At 71.8% G+C, this 20,285-nt stretch carries 20 protein-coding genes and 1 pseudogene; 11 read left to right on the top strand and 10 right to left on the bottom strand.

From position 1 onward, the window contains the following. Nucleotides 1-63: 63 nt before the first annotated feature. A complete protein-coding gene (locus ACIBBH_RS23690) occupies nucleotides 64-1,035 on the top strand; it encodes a hypothetical protein (RefSeq protein ID WP_399407652.1) in 972 nt (323 codons plus the stop codon). Between the two features lie 67 nt (nucleotides 1,036-1,102). Further along, nucleotides 1,103-1,723: an HAD family hydrolase gene (locus ACIBBH_RS23685; RefSeq protein WP_399407650.1), complete on the top strand. Its 621-nt coding sequence runs from the start codon at nucleotides 1,103-1,105 to the stop codon at nucleotides 1,721-1,723. 10 nt (nucleotides 1,724-1,733) lie between these two features. Here the strand turns inward: ACIBBH_RS23685 and ACIBBH_RS23680 are convergent, their stop codons facing one another. Beyond that, the gene (locus ACIBBH_RS23680; protein WP_399407648.1) at nucleotides 1,734-1,988 is read right to left on the bottom strand and encodes a hypothetical protein; all 255 of its coding nucleotides are present in this window, start codon (nucleotides 1,986-1,988) and stop codon (nucleotides 1,734-1,736) included. Between the two features lie 163 nt (nucleotides 1,989-2,151). On the opposite strand from ACIBBH_RS23680, the gene ACIBBH_RS23675 reads away from it, so the two are divergent. Then, nucleotides 2,152-2,535: a cold-shock protein gene (locus ACIBBH_RS23675; protein ID WP_399407646.1), complete on the top strand. Its 384-nt coding sequence runs from the start codon at nucleotides 2,152-2,154 to the stop codon at nucleotides 2,533-2,535. An 18-nt stretch (nucleotides 2,536-2,553) separates the two neighbouring features. On the opposite strand, the gene ACIBBH_RS23670 is transcribed toward ACIBBH_RS23675, so the two are convergent. The 4 genes from ACIBBH_RS23670 to ACIBBH_RS23655 form a co-directional block, all read right to left on the bottom strand. Beyond that, nucleotides 2,554-3,411, bottom strand: a complete 858-nt coding sequence (locus ACIBBH_RS23670; protein ID WP_399407644.1) for a 1,4-dihydroxy-6-naphthoate synthase — start codon at nucleotides 3,409-3,411, stop codon at nucleotides 2,554-2,556. After that, nucleotides 3,392-4,105 (bottom strand): futalosine hydrolase, encoded by a 714-nt coding sequence (locus tag ACIBBH_RS23665; protein ID WP_399407642.1) that lies wholly within the window; start codon nucleotides 4,103-4,105, stop codon nucleotides 3,392-3,394. Before ACIBBH_RS23665 ends, ACIBBH_RS23670 begins: the two co-directional genes overlap by 20 nt. Further along, nucleotides 4,075-4,575, bottom strand: coding sequence for a DUF2771 domain-containing protein (locus ACIBBH_RS23660; protein ID WP_399407640.1), 501 nt, complete (start codon nucleotides 4,573-4,575; stop codon nucleotides 4,075-4,077). Before ACIBBH_RS23660 ends, ACIBBH_RS23665 begins: the two co-directional genes overlap by 31 nt. A gap of 62 nt (nucleotides 4,576-4,637) precedes the next feature. Continuing rightward, entirely contained in the window at nucleotides 4,638-6,065 is a 1,428-nt protein-coding gene (locus ACIBBH_RS23655; RefSeq protein ID WP_399407638.1) for an MFS transporter, read from the bottom strand. A 313-nt stretch (nucleotides 6,066-6,378) separates the two neighbouring features. On the opposite strand from ACIBBH_RS23655, the gene ACIBBH_RS23650 reads away from it, so the two are divergent. From ACIBBH_RS23650 to ACIBBH_RS23635, 4 genes are all read left to right on the top strand, one after another. Continuing rightward, a complete protein-coding gene (locus tag ACIBBH_RS23650; RefSeq protein WP_399407636.1) occupies nucleotides 6,379-7,305 on the top strand; it encodes a DUF3027 domain-containing protein in 927 nt (308 codons plus the stop codon). Nucleotides 7,306-7,414: 109 nt separating this feature from the next. Further along, entirely contained in the window at nucleotides 7,415-10,585 is a 3,171-nt protein-coding gene (locus tag ACIBBH_RS23645) for a sacsin N-terminal ATP-binding-like domain-containing protein (RefSeq protein WP_399407634.1), read from the top strand. A gap of 179 nt (nucleotides 10,586-10,764) precedes the next feature. Further along, a complete protein-coding gene (locus tag ACIBBH_RS23640) occupies nucleotides 10,765-11,676 on the top strand; it encodes a hypothetical protein (RefSeq protein ID WP_399407632.1) in 912 nt (303 codons plus the stop codon). Nucleotides 11,677-11,896: 220 nt separating this feature from the next. Beyond that, complete coding sequence (locus tag ACIBBH_RS23635) at nucleotides 11,897-12,193, top strand: hypothetical protein (RefSeq protein ID WP_399407630.1); 297 nt, start codon at nucleotides 11,897-11,899, stop codon at nucleotides 12,191-12,193. Nucleotides 12,194-12,221: 28 nt separating this feature from the next. On the opposite strand, the gene ACIBBH_RS23630 is transcribed toward ACIBBH_RS23635, so the two are convergent. Further along, nucleotides 12,222-14,600, bottom strand: a complete 2,379-nt coding sequence (locus tag ACIBBH_RS23630) for an HAD-IC family P-type ATPase (protein WP_399407628.1) — start codon at nucleotides 14,598-14,600, stop codon at nucleotides 12,222-12,224. Nucleotides 14,601-14,717: 117 nt separating this feature from the next. Then, on the bottom strand, nucleotides 14,718-14,984 hold the full coding sequence (locus ACIBBH_RS23625) for a DUF2530 domain-containing protein (protein WP_399407626.1): 267 nt from the start codon (nucleotides 14,982-14,984) through the stop codon (nucleotides 14,718-14,720). Nucleotides 14,985-15,268: 284 nt separating this feature from the next. Here ACIBBH_RS23625 and ACIBBH_RS23620 point away from each other — a divergent pair. Beyond that, a pseudogene (locus ACIBBH_RS23620) lies at nucleotides 15,269-15,532 on the top strand (NCS2 family permease); the annotation flags it as partial. Nucleotides 15,533-15,542: 10 nt separating this feature from the next. Here the strand turns inward: ACIBBH_RS23620 and ACIBBH_RS23615 are convergent. Beyond that, nucleotides 15,543-15,725, bottom strand: coding sequence for a ribbon-helix-helix protein, CopG family (locus tag ACIBBH_RS23615; RefSeq protein WP_399407624.1), 183 nt, complete (start codon nucleotides 15,723-15,725; stop codon nucleotides 15,543-15,545). A 155-nt stretch (nucleotides 15,726-15,880) separates the two neighbouring features. On the opposite strand from ACIBBH_RS23615, the gene ACIBBH_RS23610 reads away from it, so the two are divergent. Both ACIBBH_RS23610 and ACIBBH_RS23605 read left to right on the top strand, forming a co-directional pair. Then, nucleotides 15,881-16,318, top strand: a complete 438-nt coding sequence (locus ACIBBH_RS23610) for a MarR family winged helix-turn-helix transcriptional regulator (RefSeq protein ID WP_399407622.1) — start codon at nucleotides 15,881-15,883, stop codon at nucleotides 16,316-16,318. A gap of 59 nt (nucleotides 16,319-16,377) precedes the next feature. Next, nucleotides 16,378-17,730, top strand: a complete 1,353-nt coding sequence (locus tag ACIBBH_RS23605) for an MFS transporter (RefSeq protein WP_399407620.1) — start codon at nucleotides 16,378-16,380, stop codon at nucleotides 17,728-17,730. Between the two features lie 20 nt (nucleotides 17,731-17,750). Here ACIBBH_RS23605 and ACIBBH_RS23600 read toward each other — a convergent pair whose 3' ends face one another. After that, nucleotides 17,751-18,263, bottom strand: a complete 513-nt coding sequence (locus tag ACIBBH_RS23600; protein ID WP_399407619.1) for a GNAT family N-acetyltransferase — start codon at nucleotides 18,261-18,263, stop codon at nucleotides 17,751-17,753. Nucleotides 18,264-18,303: 40 nt separating this feature from the next. Between ACIBBH_RS23600 and thpR the strand changes: the two genes are divergently transcribed. Next, nucleotides 18,304-18,888 carry an RNA 2',3'-cyclic phosphodiesterase gene (gene thpR, locus ACIBBH_RS23595; protein ID WP_399407618.1) on the top strand — a complete coding sequence of 195 codons (585 nt, stop codon included), beginning with the start codon at nucleotides 18,304-18,306 and terminating at the stop codon, nucleotides 18,886-18,888. A 134-nt stretch (nucleotides 18,889-19,022) separates the two neighbouring features. Here the strand turns inward: thpR and ACIBBH_RS23590 are convergent, their stop codons facing one another. Further along, entirely contained in the window at nucleotides 19,023-20,015 is a 993-nt protein-coding gene (locus ACIBBH_RS23590) for an aldo/keto reductase (RefSeq protein WP_399407617.1), read from the bottom strand. Between the last annotated feature and the right edge of the window lie 270 nt (nucleotides 20,016-20,285).

Genomic DNA, 20,285 nt, shown 5'->3' with positions numbered 1-20,285 from the left:
AGCCCCCCGGCGCGGTACCGTGACCAACGGGGACAACAACGGCCAACCCCCCGGAGGGACTTCGTGGGGATCGAGAGCGACCAGGTCGTCTACGAATACCTGAGCCGCGTCGGCGACGTGGCCCAGCAGCGCCAGTTGCCGTCGGCCGCGCGGATGCGCCTCGTGGCGGACCTGCGCAATGAGATCGACCGGCGCCGGGCGAAGACACCGGTGGACAGTCCCGCAGCCGTCCGCCGCATCCTCGACCGCCTCGGCAGCCCGGACGAGGTGGTCGCGGCGGCGGGTGGCAGCGCCGGTGCGGCGGAGGCGCCGCCCGCCACGGTGCCCGCACAGCGGGACGGTGAGGGGGCCGCGCGGCCGAAGGGGCTGCGCCGGGTCGTACCGCGCCCGCGCCCGGCCGAGCCGGATCCCACCCCGCCCTCGCGCGGGCCGTCCCCGCCCCACCTGGCGGGCGAGGACGAGCTGGGTGACAGCGCGACGCAGCCCGACTGGTGGCGGCTGGACAGCGGCCCTTTCGGGGCGGGCGACAGCGTGCCGGGGTTCGTCGGCGGGGTGGAGATCCCGGAGCTGCTCAAGCAGCCGCAGAAACTGGAGAAGGCGCCGGAGAACGAGCCCGGGCCCGTCGTCGAGGACGCCGTGACCACCCCGGACCCCGCCGCCCCTGCCCCGCGCCGCAGGCTTCCGCTGCCCCGCCCCACCGCCGGCTGGACCAACCCGCTCCTCCTGCTCGCCGCCGCCGCTCTCGTCGCCGGCGCGGTCATGGGCAACTGGTTCGCGCTGATCCTCGGCTGGCTCATCGCGTACGGTTCCCGCCGTCTCACTCCGGCGGAGACCAAGTGGGCCGTCATGGGCATGCCGGGCCTGGCGGTCGCGGCCGGGGTGGTCTGGCTGTGGGGCAGAAACGAGGGCCGCTGGGGCGAGCCCATCGCCCACGGTCACATGAACGATGCCCTCGCCCAGACCTGGCCCTGGGTGGTGCGCGGAGCGGCGGTGGCGTCGGCGCTGTTCCTGGTGTGGCGCTCGCAGAGACGGTGACCGCGGGGTCGCGGAGCTCACACTTCCGGCGAGCCTGGCTGCCGTACCGCCTGGGCAGAATGCCCCCATGACCTCCCAGCCCCTGACCGTCGGCTTCGACCTCGACATGACCCTGATCGACTCCCGCCCCGGCATCCGCGCCTGCTACCAGGCCCTGTCGGAGCGGACGGGGACGTACATCGACGCCGACCTGGCGGTCACCCGGCTGGGCCCGCCGCTGGAGGAGGAGCTGGTCCACTGGTTCCCGGCCGACCGGACAGCGGCCGTGGCCGAGCTCTACCGCGCGATGTACCCGGCGCACGCCATCACCGGCACGCTCGCGATGGCCGGCGCCCGTGAGGCCGTCGCCGCCGTCCGTGAGGCGGGCGGCCGGGCGATCGTCGTCACCGCGAAGTACGAGCCGAACGCCAAGCTGCACCTGGAGCACCTGCGCATCGACGCGGACGCGGTCGTCGGCAACCTGTGGGCGGAGCGGAAGGCGGAGGCGCTGCGCGAGCACGGCGCGACGGTCTACGTCGGCGACCACGTGGGTGACGTACGCGGCGCACGCAGGGCCGGCGCCCTGTCGGTGGCGGTGGCGACCGGCCCGTGCAGCGCGCGGGAGCTGCGCACGGCGGGCGCGGACGTGGTCCTCACGGACCTGACCGAACTCCCGGCCTGGCTCACCACGTACCGCGAGGCCGCCTGAGGCGAGACGGTTACCGCGAGGCGGCCTCCCGCGCCCGCCGCCGCGCCGCCGCGATCGAGCGCAGCACTCCCGCGCCCGCGACGAGGAAGCCGACGCCCATCAGCATGCTCAGGCCGAACATGTACGTCGGAAATGGCTTCGCTCCGAGGATGAGCGGTGCCACGGTGACCAGAGTGGCCACGGCACCGATGAAGAACACGACGGCACCGGCGCGGATCAGTCCGTCACCGGGTGCGGCGGAATTCGTTTGGGTTTTGTCACGCACCGGACCAGGGTAGTTCCCTGCGCGAAGGAACAACCGGGTGACGTCTTGTCACCCGCCCGAAGACCATTAGCCTTGGTACCGGCGGGTCATGGTCGACCCGCCCGAGTGCTATCAAGAGCCGTTTCCGAGTAGTTTTCCGACGAGTACGAGGACGAGGACAGACGTGCCTACCGGCAAGGTCAAGTGGTTCAACAGCGAGAAGGGCTTCGGCTTTCTCTCCCGCGACGACGGCGGTGACGTCTTCGTCCATTCCTCGGTCCTCCCCGCCGGAGTCGACGCACTCAAGCCGGGACAGCGCGTGGAGTTCGGTGTGGTCGCCGGTCAGCGCGGCGACCAGGCGCTCTCCGTCATCCTGCTGGACCCCACGCCCTCGGTGGCGGCCGCCACCCGCAAGAAGCCGGACGAGCTGGCCTCCATCGTGCAGGACCTGACGACCCTCCTCGAGAACATCACCCCGATGCTCGAGAAGGGCCGCTACCCCGAGAAGGCCTCCGGCAAGAAGATCGCCGGTCTCCTCCGCGCGGTCGCCGACCAGTTGGACGTATAGCCGCACACGTACAGCCGCTCACGGGAAATCGAGCGCGTTCGGGCCGAGGGGCGGCACCAGCCCCTCGGCCGCCGCGCGTGTCAGCAGGCCCCGGACTGCCGCGTACCCGTCCTCGCCGAGTTCCGAGGTGAACTCGTTGACGTACAGCCCGATGTGCTGGTCGGCGACGGCCGGGTCCATCTCCTGGGCGTGTTCCATGACGTACGGGCGGGAGGCCTCGGGGTCGTCCCAAGCGGCTCGTACGGACATACGAATCGAGTCGGCGAGCAACGTCAGCGTCTCCGCGCCCAGCGACCTCTTCGCGATGATCGCGCCCAGCGGGATCGGCAGCCCGGTGGTGTCCTCCCAGTGCTCGCCCATGTCGGCGAGCTTGTGCAGGCCGTAGTCCCGGTACGTGAAGCGAGCCTCGTGGATGACGAGCCCCGCGTCGGCCTTCCCGTCCCGCACGGCCGGCATGATCTCGTGGAACGGCATGACCACGATCTCGCCGACCCCGCCCGGCAGGGTGTCCGCGGCCCACAGCCGGAACAGCAGGTACGCCGTCGACCGCTCGCTCGGCACCGCGACCGTACGGCCCGTCACGTCGGCCCCCGCATCCCGCGTGAGCACCAGCGGCCCGCACCCCCGGCCCAGCGCGCCCCCGCACGGCAGCAGCGCGTACTCGTCGAGGACGTACGGCAGCACCGCGTACGACACCTTCAGCACGTCGAACTCGCCACGCTCGGCCATGCCGTTGGTGACGTCGATGTCCGCGAAGGTGACGTCGAGGGCGGGCGCCCCGGGGACGCGGCCGTGGGCGAGGGCGTCGAAGACGAAGGTGTCGTTGGGGCAGGGCGAGTACGCGATCTGCAGCTTTTCAGGAATCTGCGGGCTCATGCTCGTTCCAACTCTCCAGTACGGGCGCCAGCTTCCCGAACCCGTCGGCCAGGGCCGCGAGGGCGTCGCCGATGCGCCAGGCGGCGCGGTCACGGGGGCCGACGGGGTTCGAGACCGCGCGGATCTCCAGTACGGGAGTGCCGTGCGCGGCGGCCGCCTCGGCGACCCCGAACCCCTCCATGGCCTCGGCGAGGGCCCGGGGGTGGCGGGCGCGGAGCTCGGCGGCGCGGGCGGCGGTGCCGGTCACGGTGGAGACGGTGAGGACGGTTCCGGCGAGCGCGCCGGTCGCCGCGGTCACCTCTCGTACGAGTGATTCCGGCGGACGGTGGGTGACGGTCCCGAAGCCCAGCTCGGTGACCGGGAGGAACCCCTCGGGCGTCTCGGCGCCCAGATCGGCGGCGGTGATCTCGTCGGCGACGACGAGGGAGCCGTGCGGCGCCTCGGGGAGGAAACCGCCGGCGATCCCGGCCGAGACGACCAGGCCGTAGGGGGTGCCGCGCAGGGCGGCGGTGGTGAGGGCGGTCGCGGTGGAGGCGGCGGCGAGGGCGGGGCCCACACCGGCGGCGATGACGTCCGCACCGGGAAACGCCCGAGCCACCGCGTCCCGTTCGGCGGGCACCGCGGTGGCTACCAGGACCCGGAGGTCAGGCGACGACGACGTGGTCAGGAGTCCTTCTTCAGCTTGAAGGACCACAGGCCCTTGGCCGTCTTGTCGCCCTCCTTGATCGACACCAGGGTCGAGTTGCCCTGGGCGCCGTACTGGGCGTTGAAGAACACGCTGCCGGGGATGGTGCGGTACGTCTTCTTGCTGGAGTCGGTGAGCGGCTGACCGTTCATCAGGATGGTCCAGCCCTCGTCCGCGATCTCCGGGTCGACCCCGAAGCGCACGGTCTCATCGGGATCCACCTTGATCGACTTGATGTCGGTGTCCTTCAGGCACTTCGTCAGCGACGCCGAGTCCAGGGCGTCGCCGTCGTTGTAGCAGGTGGCCTCGGAGTTGACCGAGCTCGTGCCGACGGTGATCGTCGACATCGGCGTCGGCTTGTCGCAGGCCGACAGCAGAAGCAGTCCGGCGGAAACGGCGCCGGCGGCGGCGACGGCGCGGCGGCGTCGCACAGCATCGCGGCGTACATCAGCGGCTTCGCCGCGGGGCAGCGTGGTCATGTCCGAAGGCTATCTGGCCCGCCCGGCCCCCTCCCCACGCGGGGTGCGGCGTGCCGGGTTCGTTACGCCACTCGCGGTCGCGCCCGGCCGCCGTGCCGCGCCGAGCTCAGCAGACCGCGCAGCGTGCCCAGCCAGCCCGCGGCGACGAAGGCGGCGCCCACCGCCAGGCCCAGGGTGCCGTTGAGCGGCATCACGATGCCGACCGCGCCGCCGAACACCCAGGCCACCTGCAGCAGCGTCTCCGAGCGCGCGAACGCCGAGGTGCGCACCAGCTCCGGCACGTCCCGCTGGATGAGCGCGTCCAGTGACAGCTTGGCCAGCGCCTGCCCGAACCCGGCGACCGCGGCCAGGCACGCCACCAGGAACGCGCTGAAGAACACCGCCGCGATCACCGCCGCCCCCAGCACCCCCGCGACCACGGTCACGATGATGATCTCCGGCGCCCGGGACCGCAGCCACGCCCCGACCGCCGTACCGAGCGCGTTGCCCGCGCCCGCCGCCACGCCCACTATCCCCAGCGACACCGCCGCGCTCTCGCCGGTCAGCGGGTGCTCGCGCAGCAGGAAGGCGAGGAAGAAGATCAGGAAGCCGGACAGGCAGCGCAGGGCGGCGTTCGCGCCGAGGGCGTGCGTGACGGCCGGACCGACCGTGCGCAGCCCCGGCCGCTTCTGGTCCTGCTTGCGGTGCGGGCCGTGCAGGTGCCCCTCGTCGGCGGCGAGCAGCGCCACGTCCTCACCCTTGGCCGAGTCGACCTTCGCGGGCAGCGAGAAGGACAGGAACGTTCCGGCCACGAAGATCACGAAGGCGCCGTAGAGCGGCCACGGGGAGCCGATCGCCTGGAGCCCCGCCCCGACGGGCGCGGCGATCCCGGTGGCCAGCAGCCCGCCCAGGGTCACCCGCGAGTTCGCCTTCACCAGCGAGAACCGGGGCGGCAGCAGCCGCGGCACCACGGCACTTCTCACCACCCCGTACGCCTTGGAGGCCACCAGAACCCCCAGCGCCGCCGGATACAGCTCCAGACCGCCGCTGGCCGCCGCCCCCGAGATGACCAGCGCGAGCAGGGCACGGGCGAGCATGGCACCGGCCATCGCGGCACGGCGGCCGTGCGGCAGCCGGTCCAGGAGCGGGCCGATCACCGGCGCGAGGACCGTGAACGGGGCCATGGTGATGGCCAGGTAGAGCGCGACCCGCCCCCGCGCCTCGTCGGTGGGCACCGAGAAGAACACGGTGGAGGCCAGCGCGACGGTGATCATGACATCGCCGGCGCCGTTGACCGCGTGCAGCTCGATCAGCTTGCCGAGCCCGGACTCCCCGGCGCCGTGCGCGTGCGTCGCCTTGCGGATGCCCCGTGCGGTTCCGGTCACGGGGAAGTGCAGGGCACGACCGACCACGCGGGCGGCCCCGCGCACCGGACCCGCACCGCCACCTCGACTGCTCCCCCCGGTCCCACCGGTCCCGGTGGCGCCCTGGGGCGGCCTTGTGGCTGCCACGACGTTCATAGTGCCCCGAGAGGGGGCTTGATAGTGCGGTTACCGCGCGTATGGCGGGTGACTTTGTGCCTGACCGAGCCGGGTCGGCGGGTGTGAAACACCGCCGCGAAGCGGCGAACAACTCCATCGGTGTAGGCCGAGCGCCGACGACCGGGTAGCGTGCGTATCTCAGCCATCCCGCAGAATGGATGACAGAGGTGCGCCCGAGCGCGATCGGACGCGGACGTCGATGCGGCCCACAGGTCCGCTCCGTCCGCCCCACCGCCTTCAGGCCCGCGCACCCGTGAGACGGCGTAGGAGAGAAGCGATACCTGTGAGCGCAGCGACAACGCGAAGCCGCACCCCCGACCGCCTGTGCGCCGAGGCCGTCGACCTAGCCCGCGCCGCAGCCGAGGAGGCCGCCGCGCCAGGCGTCGTCGGCGAGCACGTGGGCCTGGTGGCCGAGGGCGACCGCGTTGTCACGCACTTCTTCGAGTGCAAGGAGCTCGGGTACCGCGGCTGGCGCTGGGCGGCGACGGTGGCCCGCGCGTCCCGCGCCAAGATCGTGACGCTGGACGAGGTGGTCCTCCTCCCCGGCCCCGACGCCCTCCTCGCCCCCGAGTGGGTGCCGTGGAGCGAACGCCTCCGCCCCGGCGACATGGGCCCCGGCGACCTCCTGCCCACCGACGCCGAGGACCTCCGCCTCGAACCCGGCTACACCGGCGAGGAGGAGCCGCCGCCGAACTCCGTGTTCTCCGAGGAGATGGCGGAACTGGCGGAGGCGGAGGACGCGGAGGTCACCCCCGGCGCCCCGGCCGCCCAGCCGGTGGCCCCCGCCCGCGGCACGATCGCCGCGATCGCGGAGGAACTCGGCCTGCGCCGCGCCCGCGTGCTGTCCCGCTACGGCCTGCGCGTCGCCGCCGACCGCTGGGAGGACGCGTTCGGCCCCAAGACCCCCATGGCCCAGGCCGCCCCCGCCTCCTGCGCCAGCTGCGGTTTCCTGGTTCCTGTCGGCGGCTCCCTCGGCCAGGCCTTCGGCATCTGCGCCAACGAGTTCTCCCCCGCCGACGGCCGCGTCGTCTCCCTGGCGTACGGCTGCGGCGGCCACTCGGAGGCAGCGGTCATGCCCAAGCCGCCCCAGCCGGCGCCGCCGGTGATCGACGAGACCAGAGTGGACCCCTTCCCGCTGCGACCGGCGCCGGATTCCGGTTCGGTACCGGCGGTCGGGGACGAGGAGACGGCGGAACTGGGGCACTCGTAGGGCACTTCCCGGCCGAACCGGTCGGGCGGGCGGGCTGGCAAAACCGGCGTCCCGGCACAGCCGTGCCGCACGGTACCTTCATCATCACGCCCGACGATGGAGAGTGAACGTGAGCAAGTACGTGCGCCCGGCGACCGAGGGCGCCGACCCCTTCGGCACCGCCCGTCTGCGCCGCGGCGTTCTCGACGCCTGGGCCACCAGCCCCGCCCGCTTCCGCGAGGACGCCAACGCCGAGGAGGACCTGGTCCTCGGCGGCTACCGGGACCGCCTCGTCGTCGAGCTGGCCCAGAACGCCGCCGACGCCGCCGCCCGCGCCCACGTACCCGGCCGCCTCCGCCTCACCCTCCGCGACGGCGTCCTGGCCGCCGCCAACACCGGCGCCCCCCTGGACGCGGCCGGCGTCGAGTCGCTCTCCACCCTCCGCGCCTCCGCCAAACGCGACCCCCGGCAACCCGGCGAAGCCCCCGAAGGCCACGCCACCGTCGGCCGCTTCGGCGTCGGCTTCGCCGCCGTCCTCGCCGTCACCGACGAGCCCGCGGTCGTGGGCCGGCACGGCGGCGTCCGCTGGTCCCTCGCCGAGGCCCGCGAGCTCGCCGCCGACACCGCCCGCCACAGCCCCGGCCTGGGCGACGAGATCCGCCGCCGCGACGGACACGTACCGCTGCTGCGCCTTCCGTTCGCCGCCGAGGGCACCGCCCCGGACCCGTACGACACCGTCGTCATCCTCCCGCTGCGCGACACGGCCGCCACCGACCTCGCCGAACGCCTCCTGCACGCCGTCGACGACGCCCTGCTCCTCGCCCTGCCCGGCCTGGAGGAGGTGGTCGTCGAGGTGGGCGACGACACCCCCCGCACCCTGCGCCGCCGCACCGAGGGCGCCCACACGGTCGTCACCGACTCCCGCGACGGCACGACCCGCTGGCGTACGGCCGCCGCCCACGGCCCCCTCACCCCGGACCTGCTCGCCGACCGCCCGGTCGAGGAGCGGCTGCGCCCGTACTGGTCGGTCACCTGGGCCGTGCCCGACCCCGACGGCACCCCGGCCCGCCCCCGCAGCACGCCCGTGGTGCACGCCCCCACCCCCAGCGACGAGCCGCTCGGCGTCCCCGCCCTGCTCATCGCCTCCTTCCCGCTGGACACCACCCGCCGGCACGCGGCCCCCGGCCCGCTGACCGACTTCCTGGTGCAGCGCGCGGCGGACGCGTACGCCGAACTCCTCGCCGACTGGCGCCCGGTGACCGAGGGCGTCATCGACCTCGTGCCCGGCCCGCTGGGCAAGGGCGCACTCGACGGGGCCCTGCGCCAGGCGATCCTCGACCGCCTCCCGCGCACCGCCTTCCTGCCCCCGGCCGCGTCCCCGAAGCACCACGCCGAGGGTGAGGACCACGGGGTCACCGCCGAGCTCCCGGAGGCCCTGCGTCCCCGCGACGCCGAGATCGTCGAGGGCGCGGGCTCGGACACCGTCCGGGTCCTCGCCGAGGTCCTGCCCACCCTGCTCCCCGCCGGGCTGGAACGCCGCGCCGAACTGCGCACGCTCGGCGTCGCCCGCCTCCCGCTCGCCCACGCCATCGACCGGCTGGCCGGGCTGGAGAAGCCCGCGCACTGGTGGTGGCGGCTGTACGACAGCCTCGCCGGAGTCGACCCCGACCGGCTCTCCGGCCTGCCCGTGCCGCTGGCCGACGGCCGTACGACCATCGGCCCCCGCCAAGTCCTGCTGCCGACCCCGGACGCGGGCGCCGTCGAGCCCGAGGTCCTCGCCCGGCTCGGCCTGAAGGTCGCCTACCCGGACGCCGCGCACCCGCTGCTGGAGAAGCTCGGCGCCCTGCCCGCGACCCCGCGTGCCGTCCTGACCACCCCGCAGGTGCGGGCCGCCGTCGCCGCATCCCTGGACGACGAGGGCGCCGTGGCCTGGGAGGAGGACGCCCTCGACGCCGAGGAGCTGGCCGACACCGTCCTCGCCCTGGTCCGCGACGCGGGCCTGGAACCCGGCGACGAGCCGTGGCTGGGCGCCCTCGCCCTGCCCGACGAGGACGGCGAACTCGCGCCCGCCGGTGAACTCGTCTTCCCCGGCAGTCCTTTCGCCGGGGTCATTCGCGAGGGTGAACTCGCGGCCGTGGACGCCGAGTTGGCCGAGAAGTGGGGTGAGCAGCCGCTGGCCGCCTGCGGCGTGCTGGCCGACTTCGCCCTCGTACGCGCCACGGACGTCGTCCTCGACCCGGACGAACTGGAGCCCCGCGAGGGCGACTTCGCCGAGCCGGACGACGCGGGCCTCCTCGACGCCGTCGACGTGTGGTGCGAGGACATCCTCGACCGCTTCCCCGACACCCCCGTGCCCCCGGTCGCCACCGAGGTGGTCGCCGTCCGCGACCTCGACCTCGTCGACGACGACCACTGGACCCGGGCTCTCGCCCTCCTGGCGAAGCCCCCCTTGCGGGATGCGATCGTCCAGCCCGTACGGATCCTGCTGCCGGACGGCACCCACGAGGTCGTACGGCCGTACACGGCATGGTGGCTGCGCGGGCACCCGGTGCTCGACGGCCGCCGGCCCGCCGGCCTCCTGGCGGCCGGCGGCGACCCGCTGCTGCGCGGCCTGTACGACGAGGCGGACGCCACCGGCTTCGAGGACGAACAGGTCCTCAAGGCCCTCGGGGTCCGCACGTCCGTCGCCGCGCTCCTCGACGAACCCGGCGGCGCCGCCGAACTGCTGGACCGCCTCGCCGACCCGGAGCGCGCGGTGACGGCCGCCCAGCTGCACGGCCTGTACACCGCGCTGGCCGACCTCGACCCCGAGCAGGTGACCCTGCCGGACGAGCTGCGGGCCGTGGTGGACGGGCGGGTGAGGGTGGTGGACGCCGCCGATGCCGTGGTCGTCGACTCGCCGGACCTGCTGCCGTTCACGGCCGGAGTCCCGCTGCTGCCGGTCCGCCCGTCGCGGGCCGCCGAGTTGGCCGAGCTGTTCCAGGTACGGCGGCTGAGCGAGTCCGTGACGGGGGAGGTGGACTCCGAGGGCACCGAGCACGACGTACCGGAGCCGGTCCGGGTGCTGCTGGGCCCGCGCACCCCGGACTCCTACGTCGAGCACGACGAACTCGTCGTCGACGGCGTGGAGATCGACTGGCGGCTGACCGACGACGGCGTGCTGCATGCTGCCACCCTCGAGGGCGTCGCCGCCGGCCTCGCCTGGGCGGCCGGGCAGTGGCCGCGGCGCTTCGAGGTCGCGGCGCTGCTGGAGGACCCGTCGCGCACGGAGGAGCTGTCACGGGACCGCTGGTTCGACTGACGGTACGGCCGGGGCCGGTGTGTGGGTGGGGGGAAGGTTCGGCTGAGGTTTGAAGATTTCTCCACAAATTCTTCAACCCTCGTACAACCATTCCGCCTGGTCGCGGATCTGATCACCTGAGTCAACAGACTCCACGATCACCTGGGCCCCGTGCCCACCCTTCTCCACCAGGGGAATACATGCGCATTCGTGCCACCGTGGCCGCCGTCTCCGGCGCCCTGGCGCTCTCCGCCTTCGCCATGCCGGCCGCCCAGGCCGCCGACGCCCCGAAGGTTCCCGCGGATGTCGCCGCCGCCTTCAAGGCCGCCCACTCCGCCTCCGGCAAGACCGCGTACACCGCCACCGTGGACGGTGAGCCGTACGCCCTCGACGCCTCCTTCTCGAACGTGAAGGTCAACAACGGCAAGAACATCGCCGTCGGCATCACCAACGTGGTCAAGGTGCCGGTGTCGTTCACGCTGACCCACGGTGCGGACGTCGACATCACCGCCTCCGACTTCTTCGCGGGCGTCGACCTGTACCGCGGTCCGTCGTTCGACGAGTCCCTCTGGGACTTCGTCAGCGACGACGCGACCTGCACCGAGTCCTCCGCCACCGTCGCCTCCTGCACCGCCACGGTCGAAATCGACCCGGTGGAGCTGCTGAACGAGGACGCCGGCTCCTGGAAGGCGGCGGCCTTCGCCGTCGCGTTCAACGGTGAGGACCAGTCCGACCCGAACCTGGACAACGTCGGTGTCGCCGTCCAGGACCCGGTCGCCGCCTTCAAGCTGCAGCGCTACTCCAAGCTGACGGTCAACGCCGCGCCGGAGCCGGTGGTGAAGGGCAAGACCATCACGGTCACCGGCAAGCTGTCCCGCGCCAACTGGGACACGAGCGCGTACGCGGGCTACACCAACCAGTCCGTCAAGCTCCAGTTCCGCAAGAAGGGCTCCAGCACCTACACCACGCTGAAGACCATCACGTCGGACTCCACCGGCAACCTGAAGACCACGACCACCGCGTCGGTCGACGGTTACTACCGCTACAGCTTCGCGGGCACCACGACGACCCCGGCCGTCAACGCCACGGGTGACTTCGTCGACGTGCAGTAAGCAGTAGGCGCACGGTTCCGGCCCCGGGAAACCCTTCTGTCTCCCGGGGCCGAAGCGTTCCGTCTGCTTTGGGCCATCGGCTCGCAATAGCCGCACAAAATCTGGCCGGATACCGCTCATCGCGTACAACCAGACCCAGGAGTCACTGATCAGGGCAGGGAGTCAAGAGACTCTCAGATCACTTCTCCCACATGGGAACGCAACGCGCATACGAGCCACCGTGGCCGCCGTCTCCGGCGCCCTGGCCCTCTCCGCCTTCGCAGTACCGGCCGCGCACGCCACCGGCACGGCACCCGCCGTCACCTTCTCCGGCATGAAGGTCAACAACGGCAAGGCCGTCACCCTCGGCGCCACCGGCACCGCCGAGCTCCCGGTCACTGGAGGACCGGCGGCCTCGCCGTCGACAAGACGTCGGTCGACGGCTACTACCGCTAAAGCTTCGCGGGCACCTCGACCACCTCCTCGGTCAGCGCCGCGGGCGACTACGTCGACGGGCGACTACGTCGACGTGCAGTAGAACAGGCCGGCCCGGACAGGCCGGTCCTCTAGGCCGGAAAGCGGCGGTCGACCCACTTCCACAGGAACTCCAGGGCGACCGCCGCCACCGCGGCCACGCCGACCGCTGCCCAGGGCATCGCGACGCCCACCAGCCTCAGGGCGAAGAAGGTCTGCAGGGCGGGTACGGCGAGGACGCACACGAACGCCACGGCCATCAGGGCCACCAGGGTCACCCGCCACCAGGTGTAGGGACGGGCGATGATCGCCAGCACCCACAGGGAGATCAGGAACAGGGTCAGCGTGGCCGCGCTCGTCTCCGCGTCCAGGGAACCGTCGCCCGTGTAGTAGTGCCGGGCGATCAGGTACATCAGGAAGGTCGCCACCCCGGCCACCAGCCCGCCCGGGATCGAGTACCGCATCACGCGCCGTACGAAGTGGGGGCGGGCGCGTTCCTTGTTGGGCGCGAGGGCGAGGAAGAAGGCGGGGACGCCGATGGTGAGGGTGGACAGCAGGGTGAGGTGGCGGGGGAGGAAGGGGTATTCGACGCCCCAGCACACCACCAGGACGGCCAGCAGCACCGAGTAGACCGTCTTCACCAGGAACAGGGTCGCGACCCGGGTGATGTTGCCGATGACGCGCCGGCCCTCCGCGACCACCGACGGCAGCGTGGCGAAGCTGTTGTCCAGCAACACGATCTGCGCCACCGCGCGGGTCGCCTCGGAGCCCGACCCCATGGACACGCCGATGTCGGCGTCCTTCAGGGCCAGTACGTCGTTCACGCCGTCACCGGTCATCGCGACCGTGTGCCCGCGCGACTGGAGCGCACCGACCATGTCCCGCTTCTGCTGCGGGGTGACCCGGCCGAAGACGGTCGCCTCGTCGAGGGCCGCCGCCATCTCGTGCCGCTCGGCGGGCAGCCGGCGTGCGTCGACCGCCGTACCGTCGAGCCCCAGCTTGGCGGCGACGGAGCCGACGGAGACCGCGTTGTCGCCCGAGATGACCTTGGCGCGAACGTCCTGGCCGGCGAAGTAGCGCAGGGTGTCCGCGGCGTCGGCGCGCAGCCGCTGCTCCAGTACGACGAGGGCGGCGGGCGTGGTGTGCTCGGTGATGTCGGGGACGTCCAGGTCGTCCCGGGCGGCGCGGGCCAGCAGCAGGACGCGCAGGCCCGCCTCGTTCAGGCGCTCGGTCTCGGCCAGGGCCGGGTCGCCGTCCGGGAGGAGGACGTCGGGCGCGCCGAGCAGCCAGGTGCTGGTCTCGCCGTCGCCCTCGCTGAAGGTGGCGCCGCTGTACTTGCGGGCGGAGGAGAAGGGCAGCGACTCCACGCAGCGCCACTCCTCGCTGTCCGGGTAGGCGTCGATGATCGCCTGAAGGGAGGCGTTGGGGCGGGGGTCGGACTCGCCGAAGGCGCCGAGGACCTGTCGTACGTACGTCGGGTCGCTGCCGTTGAGAGTGCTCAGCTCGCTGACGTCCATGCCGCCCTCGGTGAGCGTGCCCGTCTTGTCCAGGCAGACGGTGTCGACGCGGGCGAGACCCTCGATGGCGGGGAGCTCCTGGACCAGGCACTGCTTGCGGCCGAGCCGGATGACGCCTATCGCGAAGGCGACGGAGGTGAGCAGGACGAGCCCTTCGGGGACCATGGGGACGATGCCGCCGACGGTGCGGGCGACGGAGTCCTTCAACCCGTGCCGCTTGACCACGAGCTGGCTGATGACGAGGCCGATCGCGGTCGGGACCATCATCCAGGTGACGTACTTCAGGATGGTCGAGATGCCGGAGCGCAGCTCCGAGTGGACCAGCGTGAAGCGGGAGGCCTCCTCGGCGAGCTGGGCGGCGTAGGCCTCGCGGCCGACCCTCGTCGCCGTGAAGGCTCCGCCGCCCGCGACGACGAAGCTGCCGGACATGACCCGGTCGCCGGGGGTCTTCACCACGGGGTCGGCCTCGCCGGTGAGCAGCGACTCGTCGATCTCCAGGCCGTCGGCCTCGACGCACTCGCCGTCCACGACGATCCTGTCGCCGGGGCCGATCTCGATGAGGTCGTCCAGCACGATCTCGGAGGTGGCGACCTCGGTGGCGATGCCGTCGCGGCGGACGGTCGGTCTGGCCTCGCCGATCACGGCCAGCGAGTCCAGGGTCTGCTTCGCGCGCCACTCCTGGAGGATGCCGATGCCGGTGTTGGCGAGGATGACGAAGCCGAAGAGGCTGTCCGCGATCGGCGCCACGAAGAGCATGATCAGCCAGAGGCTGCCGATGATCGCGTTGAACCGGGTGAAGACGTTCGCGCGGACGATGTCGGCGAGGGAGCGGCTGCTGCGGACGGGGACGTCGTTGATCTCACCGCGTGCCGTGCGCTCGGCCACCTCTGCCGTGGTAAGGCCGCGTGCCCGTGTCGGCACGTCCAGTTCGGCGCCCGCGTCGGTGTGCGTCATGCATTCGACGGTACGTGCGGATTTGTCACTCCACGATCCGACCTGGGGAGGAGGGGGGTCGTGCGGTGGTTGTAGGGGCGGTTGTAAGGCCGCTCACGGGAACTATTCACACGGGAACTATTCAGAGGACGCCGGCTGAACAGCCGCCGCCCGCTTCATCGCAGCGTCCCGTCTGCGGACGTACCACACGCCGATGAGCCCCAGCCCACCCCCGGCGAGGCAGGTCCACAGCCACCACGTGTGCCCGTGGTCGGCATACCAGCCGTAGAAGGGGAGCTGGACGAGGAAGAGGACGAACCAGACGATCGTGCCGCCGGTGATGGTGGCGACCACGGGGCCTTCCAGGGGTTCCGGCGCCTCGTGCTTGGGGGTCCACTTCGTCATGGGCACAGCTTACGAGGCGGTCAGGTCTACGCGCGGAGACAGCGCCATCAGAGTTATATGTTCATACTGAAACCGTTTGTCTTTGGCCGCTTCTGTTCGTGGGAAACGCCAACCGGGCTCGGGGGACGCCCGCTGGTGAGGAAAGGTCCCGCATGCCCGCCTCGGCCCCCGCCAAGGTCCCCGCCCCGCAGCAGCCGGGCAAGGCGCCCGCGTACGGCGCCCTCGACCGCTACTTCAGGATCTCCGAGCGGGGCAGCAGTGTCGCCCGCGAGGTCCGGGGCGGCTTGCTCGCGGTCGGCTTCCTGATCCTGGCCGGCTCGGTCAAGGAGATCGACTGGGCCGACTACACGATCGCCATCCCGGCCTTCGTGACCATGGTGATGATGCCCTTCACCTACTCGATCACCAACGGCATCGGCATGGGCTTCATCACCTTCGTGGTGCTGCGCCTGGCGGCCGGCCGCGGTCGTGAGATCCCCGTACCGATGTACGTGGTCTCCGCCGTGTTCGCCTTCTACTACCTGATGCCGGCCCTCGGCCTCGCATGATCACCCGGGGTCAGGTGACCCCGTAGAACCTCTCCGTCTCCTCGACGGCGGCCTGGAACCGCTCGTCGAAGTCGTCGCGAAGGAGCGTCCGGACCACGTAGTCCTGGACGCTCATTCCTCGTTTGGCGGCGTGATGGCGGAGCCGTTCGAGCAGCTCGTGGTCTATGCGCAGGCTGAGCACGCTGGTCCCCATGTGCACGAGGGTCGCGGCACCCTTCGGTGCGGTGCGTCACGTTCCGCATGGGGATCACCCATATGAGTGATGTTGGGGTTCAGTGGCCAGGGTCACGGGCCTCCCGGGCATGTTCCGGTGGTCTTTAGCGAGGGTAATGAGTTACCCTAAAGAACATGCCGGACCTTACCCATGGCGACGACGCCGCCGCCGTGAACTCCCTGCGATCAGCTGTCATGCGGCTGTCCCGTCGGCTCAAGCACCAGCGGGTCGACGAGTCGCTCAGCCCCACCGAGATGTCGGTGCTGGGCACCCTGTCCACCTGCGGTAGCGCCACCCCGGGCGAGCTCGCCCGCAAGGAGCACGTGCAGCCGCCGTCGATGACCCGCATCGTGGCGCTGCTCGAGGCCAAGGGACTGGTCCGCCTGGAACCGCACCCGGAGGACCGGCGCCAGAAGGTCGTCACCAAGACCGAGCAGGCCGAGGCGATGCTCGAGGAGAGCCGCCGCAAGCGCAACGCGTTCCTGGCCGGCCTGGTCGAGGCCCTCGACGAGGACGAGTGGGCCACACTACGCGCCGCCGCGCCCGTGCTGGAAAGGCTCGCGCACCTCTGAGTACCCGCGGACACGTACTCACCAAGTACCCAAGTGCCTTTGCAAGGAGGCGAACGCTTTTGAGTTCGGGACCCGGAGCAGCTTCCGCCCCCGCACCGACCACCCACGACTCTCCACCCGCCCCGCGCAAGTCCTCGATGTTCAGCTCGCTGAAGATCCGGAACTACCGCCTCTTCTTCATCGGCCAGGCCGTCTCCAACACCGGCACCTGGATGCAGCGCATCGCCCAGGACTGGCTGGTGCTCAGCCTCACCGGCTCCTCCGCGGCCGTCGGCATCACCACGGCCCTGCAGTTCCTGCCGATGCTGCTCTTCGGCCTGTACGGCGGCGTCCTCGTCGACCGCCTGCCCAAGCGCCCCACGCTGCTGGTCACCCAGTCCGCGATGACCCTCACCGGCCTCGCGCTCGCCGCGCTCACCCTCACCGGCCACGTCCAGGTCTGGCACGTCTACGTCGCCGCCTTCGCCGTCGGCCTCGCCACGGTCGTCGACAACCCGGCCCGCCAGTCCTTCGTCTCCGAGATGGTCGGCCCCGAGCAACTGCAGAACGCGGTCAGCCTGAACTCGGCCAACTTCCAGTCCGCCCGCCTGGTCGGCCCCGCCGCCGCGGGCGTCATGATCACCGGCGTGGGCACCGGCTGGGCGTTCCTCTTCAACGGCCTGTCCTTCGTCGCGCCCATCGCCGGCCTGCTGCTGATGCGCGCCCGCGAGCTGCACGTCGTCGAGCGCGCCCCGAGGGGCAAGGGCCAGCTCCGCGAAGGCCTGCGCTACGTCGCCGGCCGCCCCGACCTGATCTGGCCGATCGTGCTGGTCGGCTTCATCGGCACCTTCGGCTTCAACTTCCCCGTGTGGCTCTCGGCCTACGCCGACGACGTCTTCCACGCCGGTGCCGGCGCCTACAGCCTCTTCAACACGCTCATCGCGGTCGGCTCCCTGGTCGGCGCCCTGCTCGCCGCCCGGCGCGGCACGGCCCGGCTGCGCGTGCTCATCGCGGCCGCCGCGGCCTTCGGCACGCTGGAGGTCGTGGCCGCGCTGGTCCCGTCGTACTGGCTGTTCGCGCTGCTCATGGTCCCGATCGGGATCTTCGGCCTGACGGTCAACGTCACGGCGAACACCGCCGTCCAGATGGCCACCGACCCGGCCATGCGCGGCCGGGTGATGGCCCTGTTCATGATGGTCTTCATGGGCGGTACACCGCTGGGCGCCCCGGTCGTCGGCTGGATCACCGACACCTACGGCCCCCGCGCCGGCTTCGCCCTCGGCGGTGTCGTCTCCGCCGCCGCGGCCGTCACCATCGGCCTGGTCCTGGCCCGCATCGGAGGCCTGCGCCTGTCGGTGGGCTGGCACCACGGCCACCCGCAGGTGCGGTTCGTGCCGCGCGAGCGGCGCGAGAAGCTGGCCACGGCGGCGTGAGCGGGCCGGACCGGCAGTCCTCAGACCCTCCGGGCCAGCACCTGCCCCGGCCACTCGTCCTCGCCGTAGGTGAAGGCCTCCGTCGGCGTGAAGCCGTTGCTCTCGTAGTAGGCGACCAGCTTGCGGTCGTCGCCCGCGTAGCAGTCCACACGCAGCAGGCGGACCCCGGCGCGACGCGTCTCCTCGACGGCGTGCGCGAGCAGCGCGGCACCGGCGCCGTGGCCCTTGAAGCGGCGGTCGGAGGCGAACAGATGGATGTACCGCTCGGGCTCGTCGGCGGGCTCCAGGTACGGGCCGGGCCGCTTGCTCAGGGTGAGGGTGGCCGCCGGAACACCGTCGAGCTCGGCGATGAAGGGCGAGCCTTCGGCGACGTACCGCTGGACCATGTCCACCGCCCGGGGATTCTCCGACCAGGGCGTGGTGCCCCACTGCCGGGTCCGCCCCTGCGCGACGAGCCACGCCACGCAGCTGTCGAGCATGCCGAGTATCACGGGGACGTCGGCCGGGCCGCCTTCTCTGACGTTGATCTCCATCGCCCCATGATGGCAGTCGTCTGATGAGAGTCTGGTGTCCATGAGACTCTTCGCCGCCGTGCTGCCCCCGGAGGAAGTGGCCGACGAACTCGCCGCCGCCGTCGCCGAGTTGAAGAAGCTGCCCGGTGCGGACGGGCTGCGCTGGACCGGCCGCCCCGGCTGGCACTTCACGCTCGCCTTCTACGGCGAGGTCGAGGAGGAGCTCGTACCGGACCTGTCGGCGCGGCTCGCGCGGGTGGCCCACCGCAGCGGCCCCTTCCCGCTGGCGCTGCGGGGCGGCGGGCAGTTCGGACACGGGCGGGCCCTGTGGACGGGGGCGCGGGGTGATCTGGAGGCACTGCGACTGCTGGCAGACCGGGCGGAGGCGGCGGCACGGAAGGCGGGCGTGCCGATGGGGGAGCACCGGCGGTACAAGGCCCACCTGACCGTGGCCCGCAGCCGGGACGCCGTGGACGTACGGCCGTACGTCGAGGCGCTCGCCGGGTTCACCGGCCGCACCTGGACCGTGGGGGAGCTGATGCTGGTCCGCAGCCACCTGCCGAGATCCGGGGTGCCCGGCGAGCATCCCCGGTACGAGACCGTCGACCGCTGGCCACTCGGACAGGTCCCGGGCGGGGCCGGTTAGGCTCGGACACGTGGACCCGAAAACCCGGAACCGGATCATGGCCGGTGCGCTTGTGCTGATGTTCGTGGTGGTGGCGGTGGCGGCGGCGGTCGGAAGGTAGACCGCCACCGCCCGCCTGCCCAGCGCTTACCGGGCTACCAGGCGAAGGCCTCCGGCGACGGACCCGGGCCCGGGAATATCTCGTCCAGCCCCGCCAGCAGCTCCTCCGACAGCTCCAGCTCCACGGCCCGCAGGGCGGAGTCGAGCTGCTCGGCGGTGCGCGGGCCGACGATCGGGCCGGTCACACCGGGCCGGGTGAGCAGCCAGGCGAGCGCGACCTCGCCGGGTTCCAGCACGTGCTTGTCGAGGAGATCCTCGTACGACTGGATCTGGGCGCGGATGCTGGCGTTGGCGAGGGAGTCCGCGGCCCGGCCGCTCGCCCTGCGTCCGCCCTCGACCTCCTTCTTGATGACCCCGCCCAGCAGCCCACCGTGCAGCGGCGACCAGGGGATCACCCCGAGGCCGTAGTCCTGCGCGGCCGGGATGACCTCCATCTCGGCACGGCGCTCGGCGAGGTTGTACAGGCACTGCTCGCTGACCAGCCCGATCGTGCCGTGGCGCCGGGCGGCGATCTCGTTCGCCTGAGCGATCTTGTAGCCCGGGAAGTTGCTGGACCCGACGTAAAGAATCTTGCCCTGCTGGACGAGGACGTCGATGGCCTGCCAGATCTCCTCGAAGGGCGTGCGCCGGTCGACGTGGTGGAACTGATAGACGTCGATGTAGTCGGTCTGCAGTCGCTTCAGACTGGCGTCCACCGCCCGCCGGATGTTCAGCGCGGACAGCTTGTCGTGGTTGGGCCAGGGCTGGCCGTCGGCGGCCATGTTCCCGTACACCTTGGTGGCCAGCACCACCTTGTCGCGCCGCTCACCGCCCTTGGCGAACCAGTTGCCGATGATGGATTCCGTACGGCCCTTGTTCTCGCCCCACCCGTACACATTGGCGGTGTCGAAGAAATTGATGCCCGCGTCCAGCGCCGCGTCCATGATCGCGTGACTGTCGGCTTCGTCGGTCTGCGGGCCGAAGTTCATGGTGCCGAGGACGAGTCGGCTGACCTTGAGTCCGGTACGTCCGAGCTGCGTGTACTTCATGGAGTACTAGCCAACGGCTTGGAGTGCGCTCTATGCAAGCGGTTGTGGGGAAGTGACTGTGGGTGTCGAAGAGGGCGTCTTCATGCGGGCGTCCGGCGTTGAGAGCGCGGGGGCTTGGGTGGGTGTTCCCTTGGGTGGGGTGTGGGGTGGCCGGGTGTGGGGGTGGGTGTTCCCATGGGTGGGGTGTGGGGTGGGCCGGGTGTGGGGTGGGTGCTGAGGCTGGGCCCTGTTGAGATGGTTGCCGTGGGGGCCGCCCGCTTCTTTGTCAGT

The sequence above is a fragment of the Streptomyces sp. NPDC051636 genome (genome assembly GCF_044453765.1).
Classification (GTDB): Bacteria; Actinomycetota; Actinomycetes; order Streptomycetales; family Streptomycetaceae; genus Streptomyces.
This window is presented reverse-complemented; position numbering and strand designations above follow the sequence as displayed.

Excerpts from the sequence above, each read along its gene's own strand:
- ACIBBH_RS23685 (WP_399407650.1), top strand. The coding sequence starts at position 1,103 with ATGACCTCCCAGCCCCTGACCGTCGGCTTCGACCTCGACATGACCCTG.
- ACIBBH_RS23670 (WP_399407644.1), bottom strand. The coding sequence starts at position 3,411 with ATGAGCCCGCAGATTCCTGAAAAGCTGCAGATCGCGTACTCGCCCTGC.
- ACIBBH_RS23660 (WP_399407640.1), bottom strand. The coding sequence starts at position 4,575 with ATGACCACGCTGCCCCGCGGCGAAGCCGCTGATGTACGCCGCGATGCT.
- ACIBBH_RS23640 (WP_399407632.1), top strand. The coding sequence starts at position 10,765 with ATGCGCATTCGTGCCACCGTGGCCGCCGTCTCCGGCGCCCTGGCGCTC.
- ACIBBH_RS23630 (WP_399407628.1), bottom strand. The coding sequence starts at position 14,600 with ATGACGCACACCGACGCGGGCGCCGAACTGGACGTGCCGACACGGGCA.
- ACIBBH_RS23625 (WP_399407626.1), bottom strand. The coding sequence starts at position 14,984 with ATGACGAAGTGGACCCCCAAGCACGAGGCGCCGGAACCCCTGGAAGGC.
- ACIBBH_RS23615 (WP_399407624.1), bottom strand. The coding sequence starts at position 15,725 with ATGGGGACCAGCGTGCTCAGCCTGCGCATAGACCACGAGCTGCTCGAA.
- ACIBBH_RS23610 (WP_399407622.1), top strand. The coding sequence starts at position 15,881 with ATGCCGGACCTTACCCATGGCGACGACGCCGCCGCCGTGAACTCCCTG.
- ACIBBH_RS23600 (WP_399407619.1), bottom strand. The coding sequence starts at position 18,263 with ATGGAGATCAACGTCAGAGAAGGCGGCCCGGCCGACGTCCCCGTGATA.
- thpR (WP_399407618.1), top strand. The coding sequence starts at position 18,304 with ATGAGACTCTTCGCCGCCGTGCTGCCCCCGGAGGAAGTGGCCGACGAA.
- ACIBBH_RS23590 (WP_399407617.1), bottom strand. The coding sequence starts at position 20,015 with ATGAAGTACACGCAGCTCGGACGTACCGGACTCAAGGTCAGCCGACTC.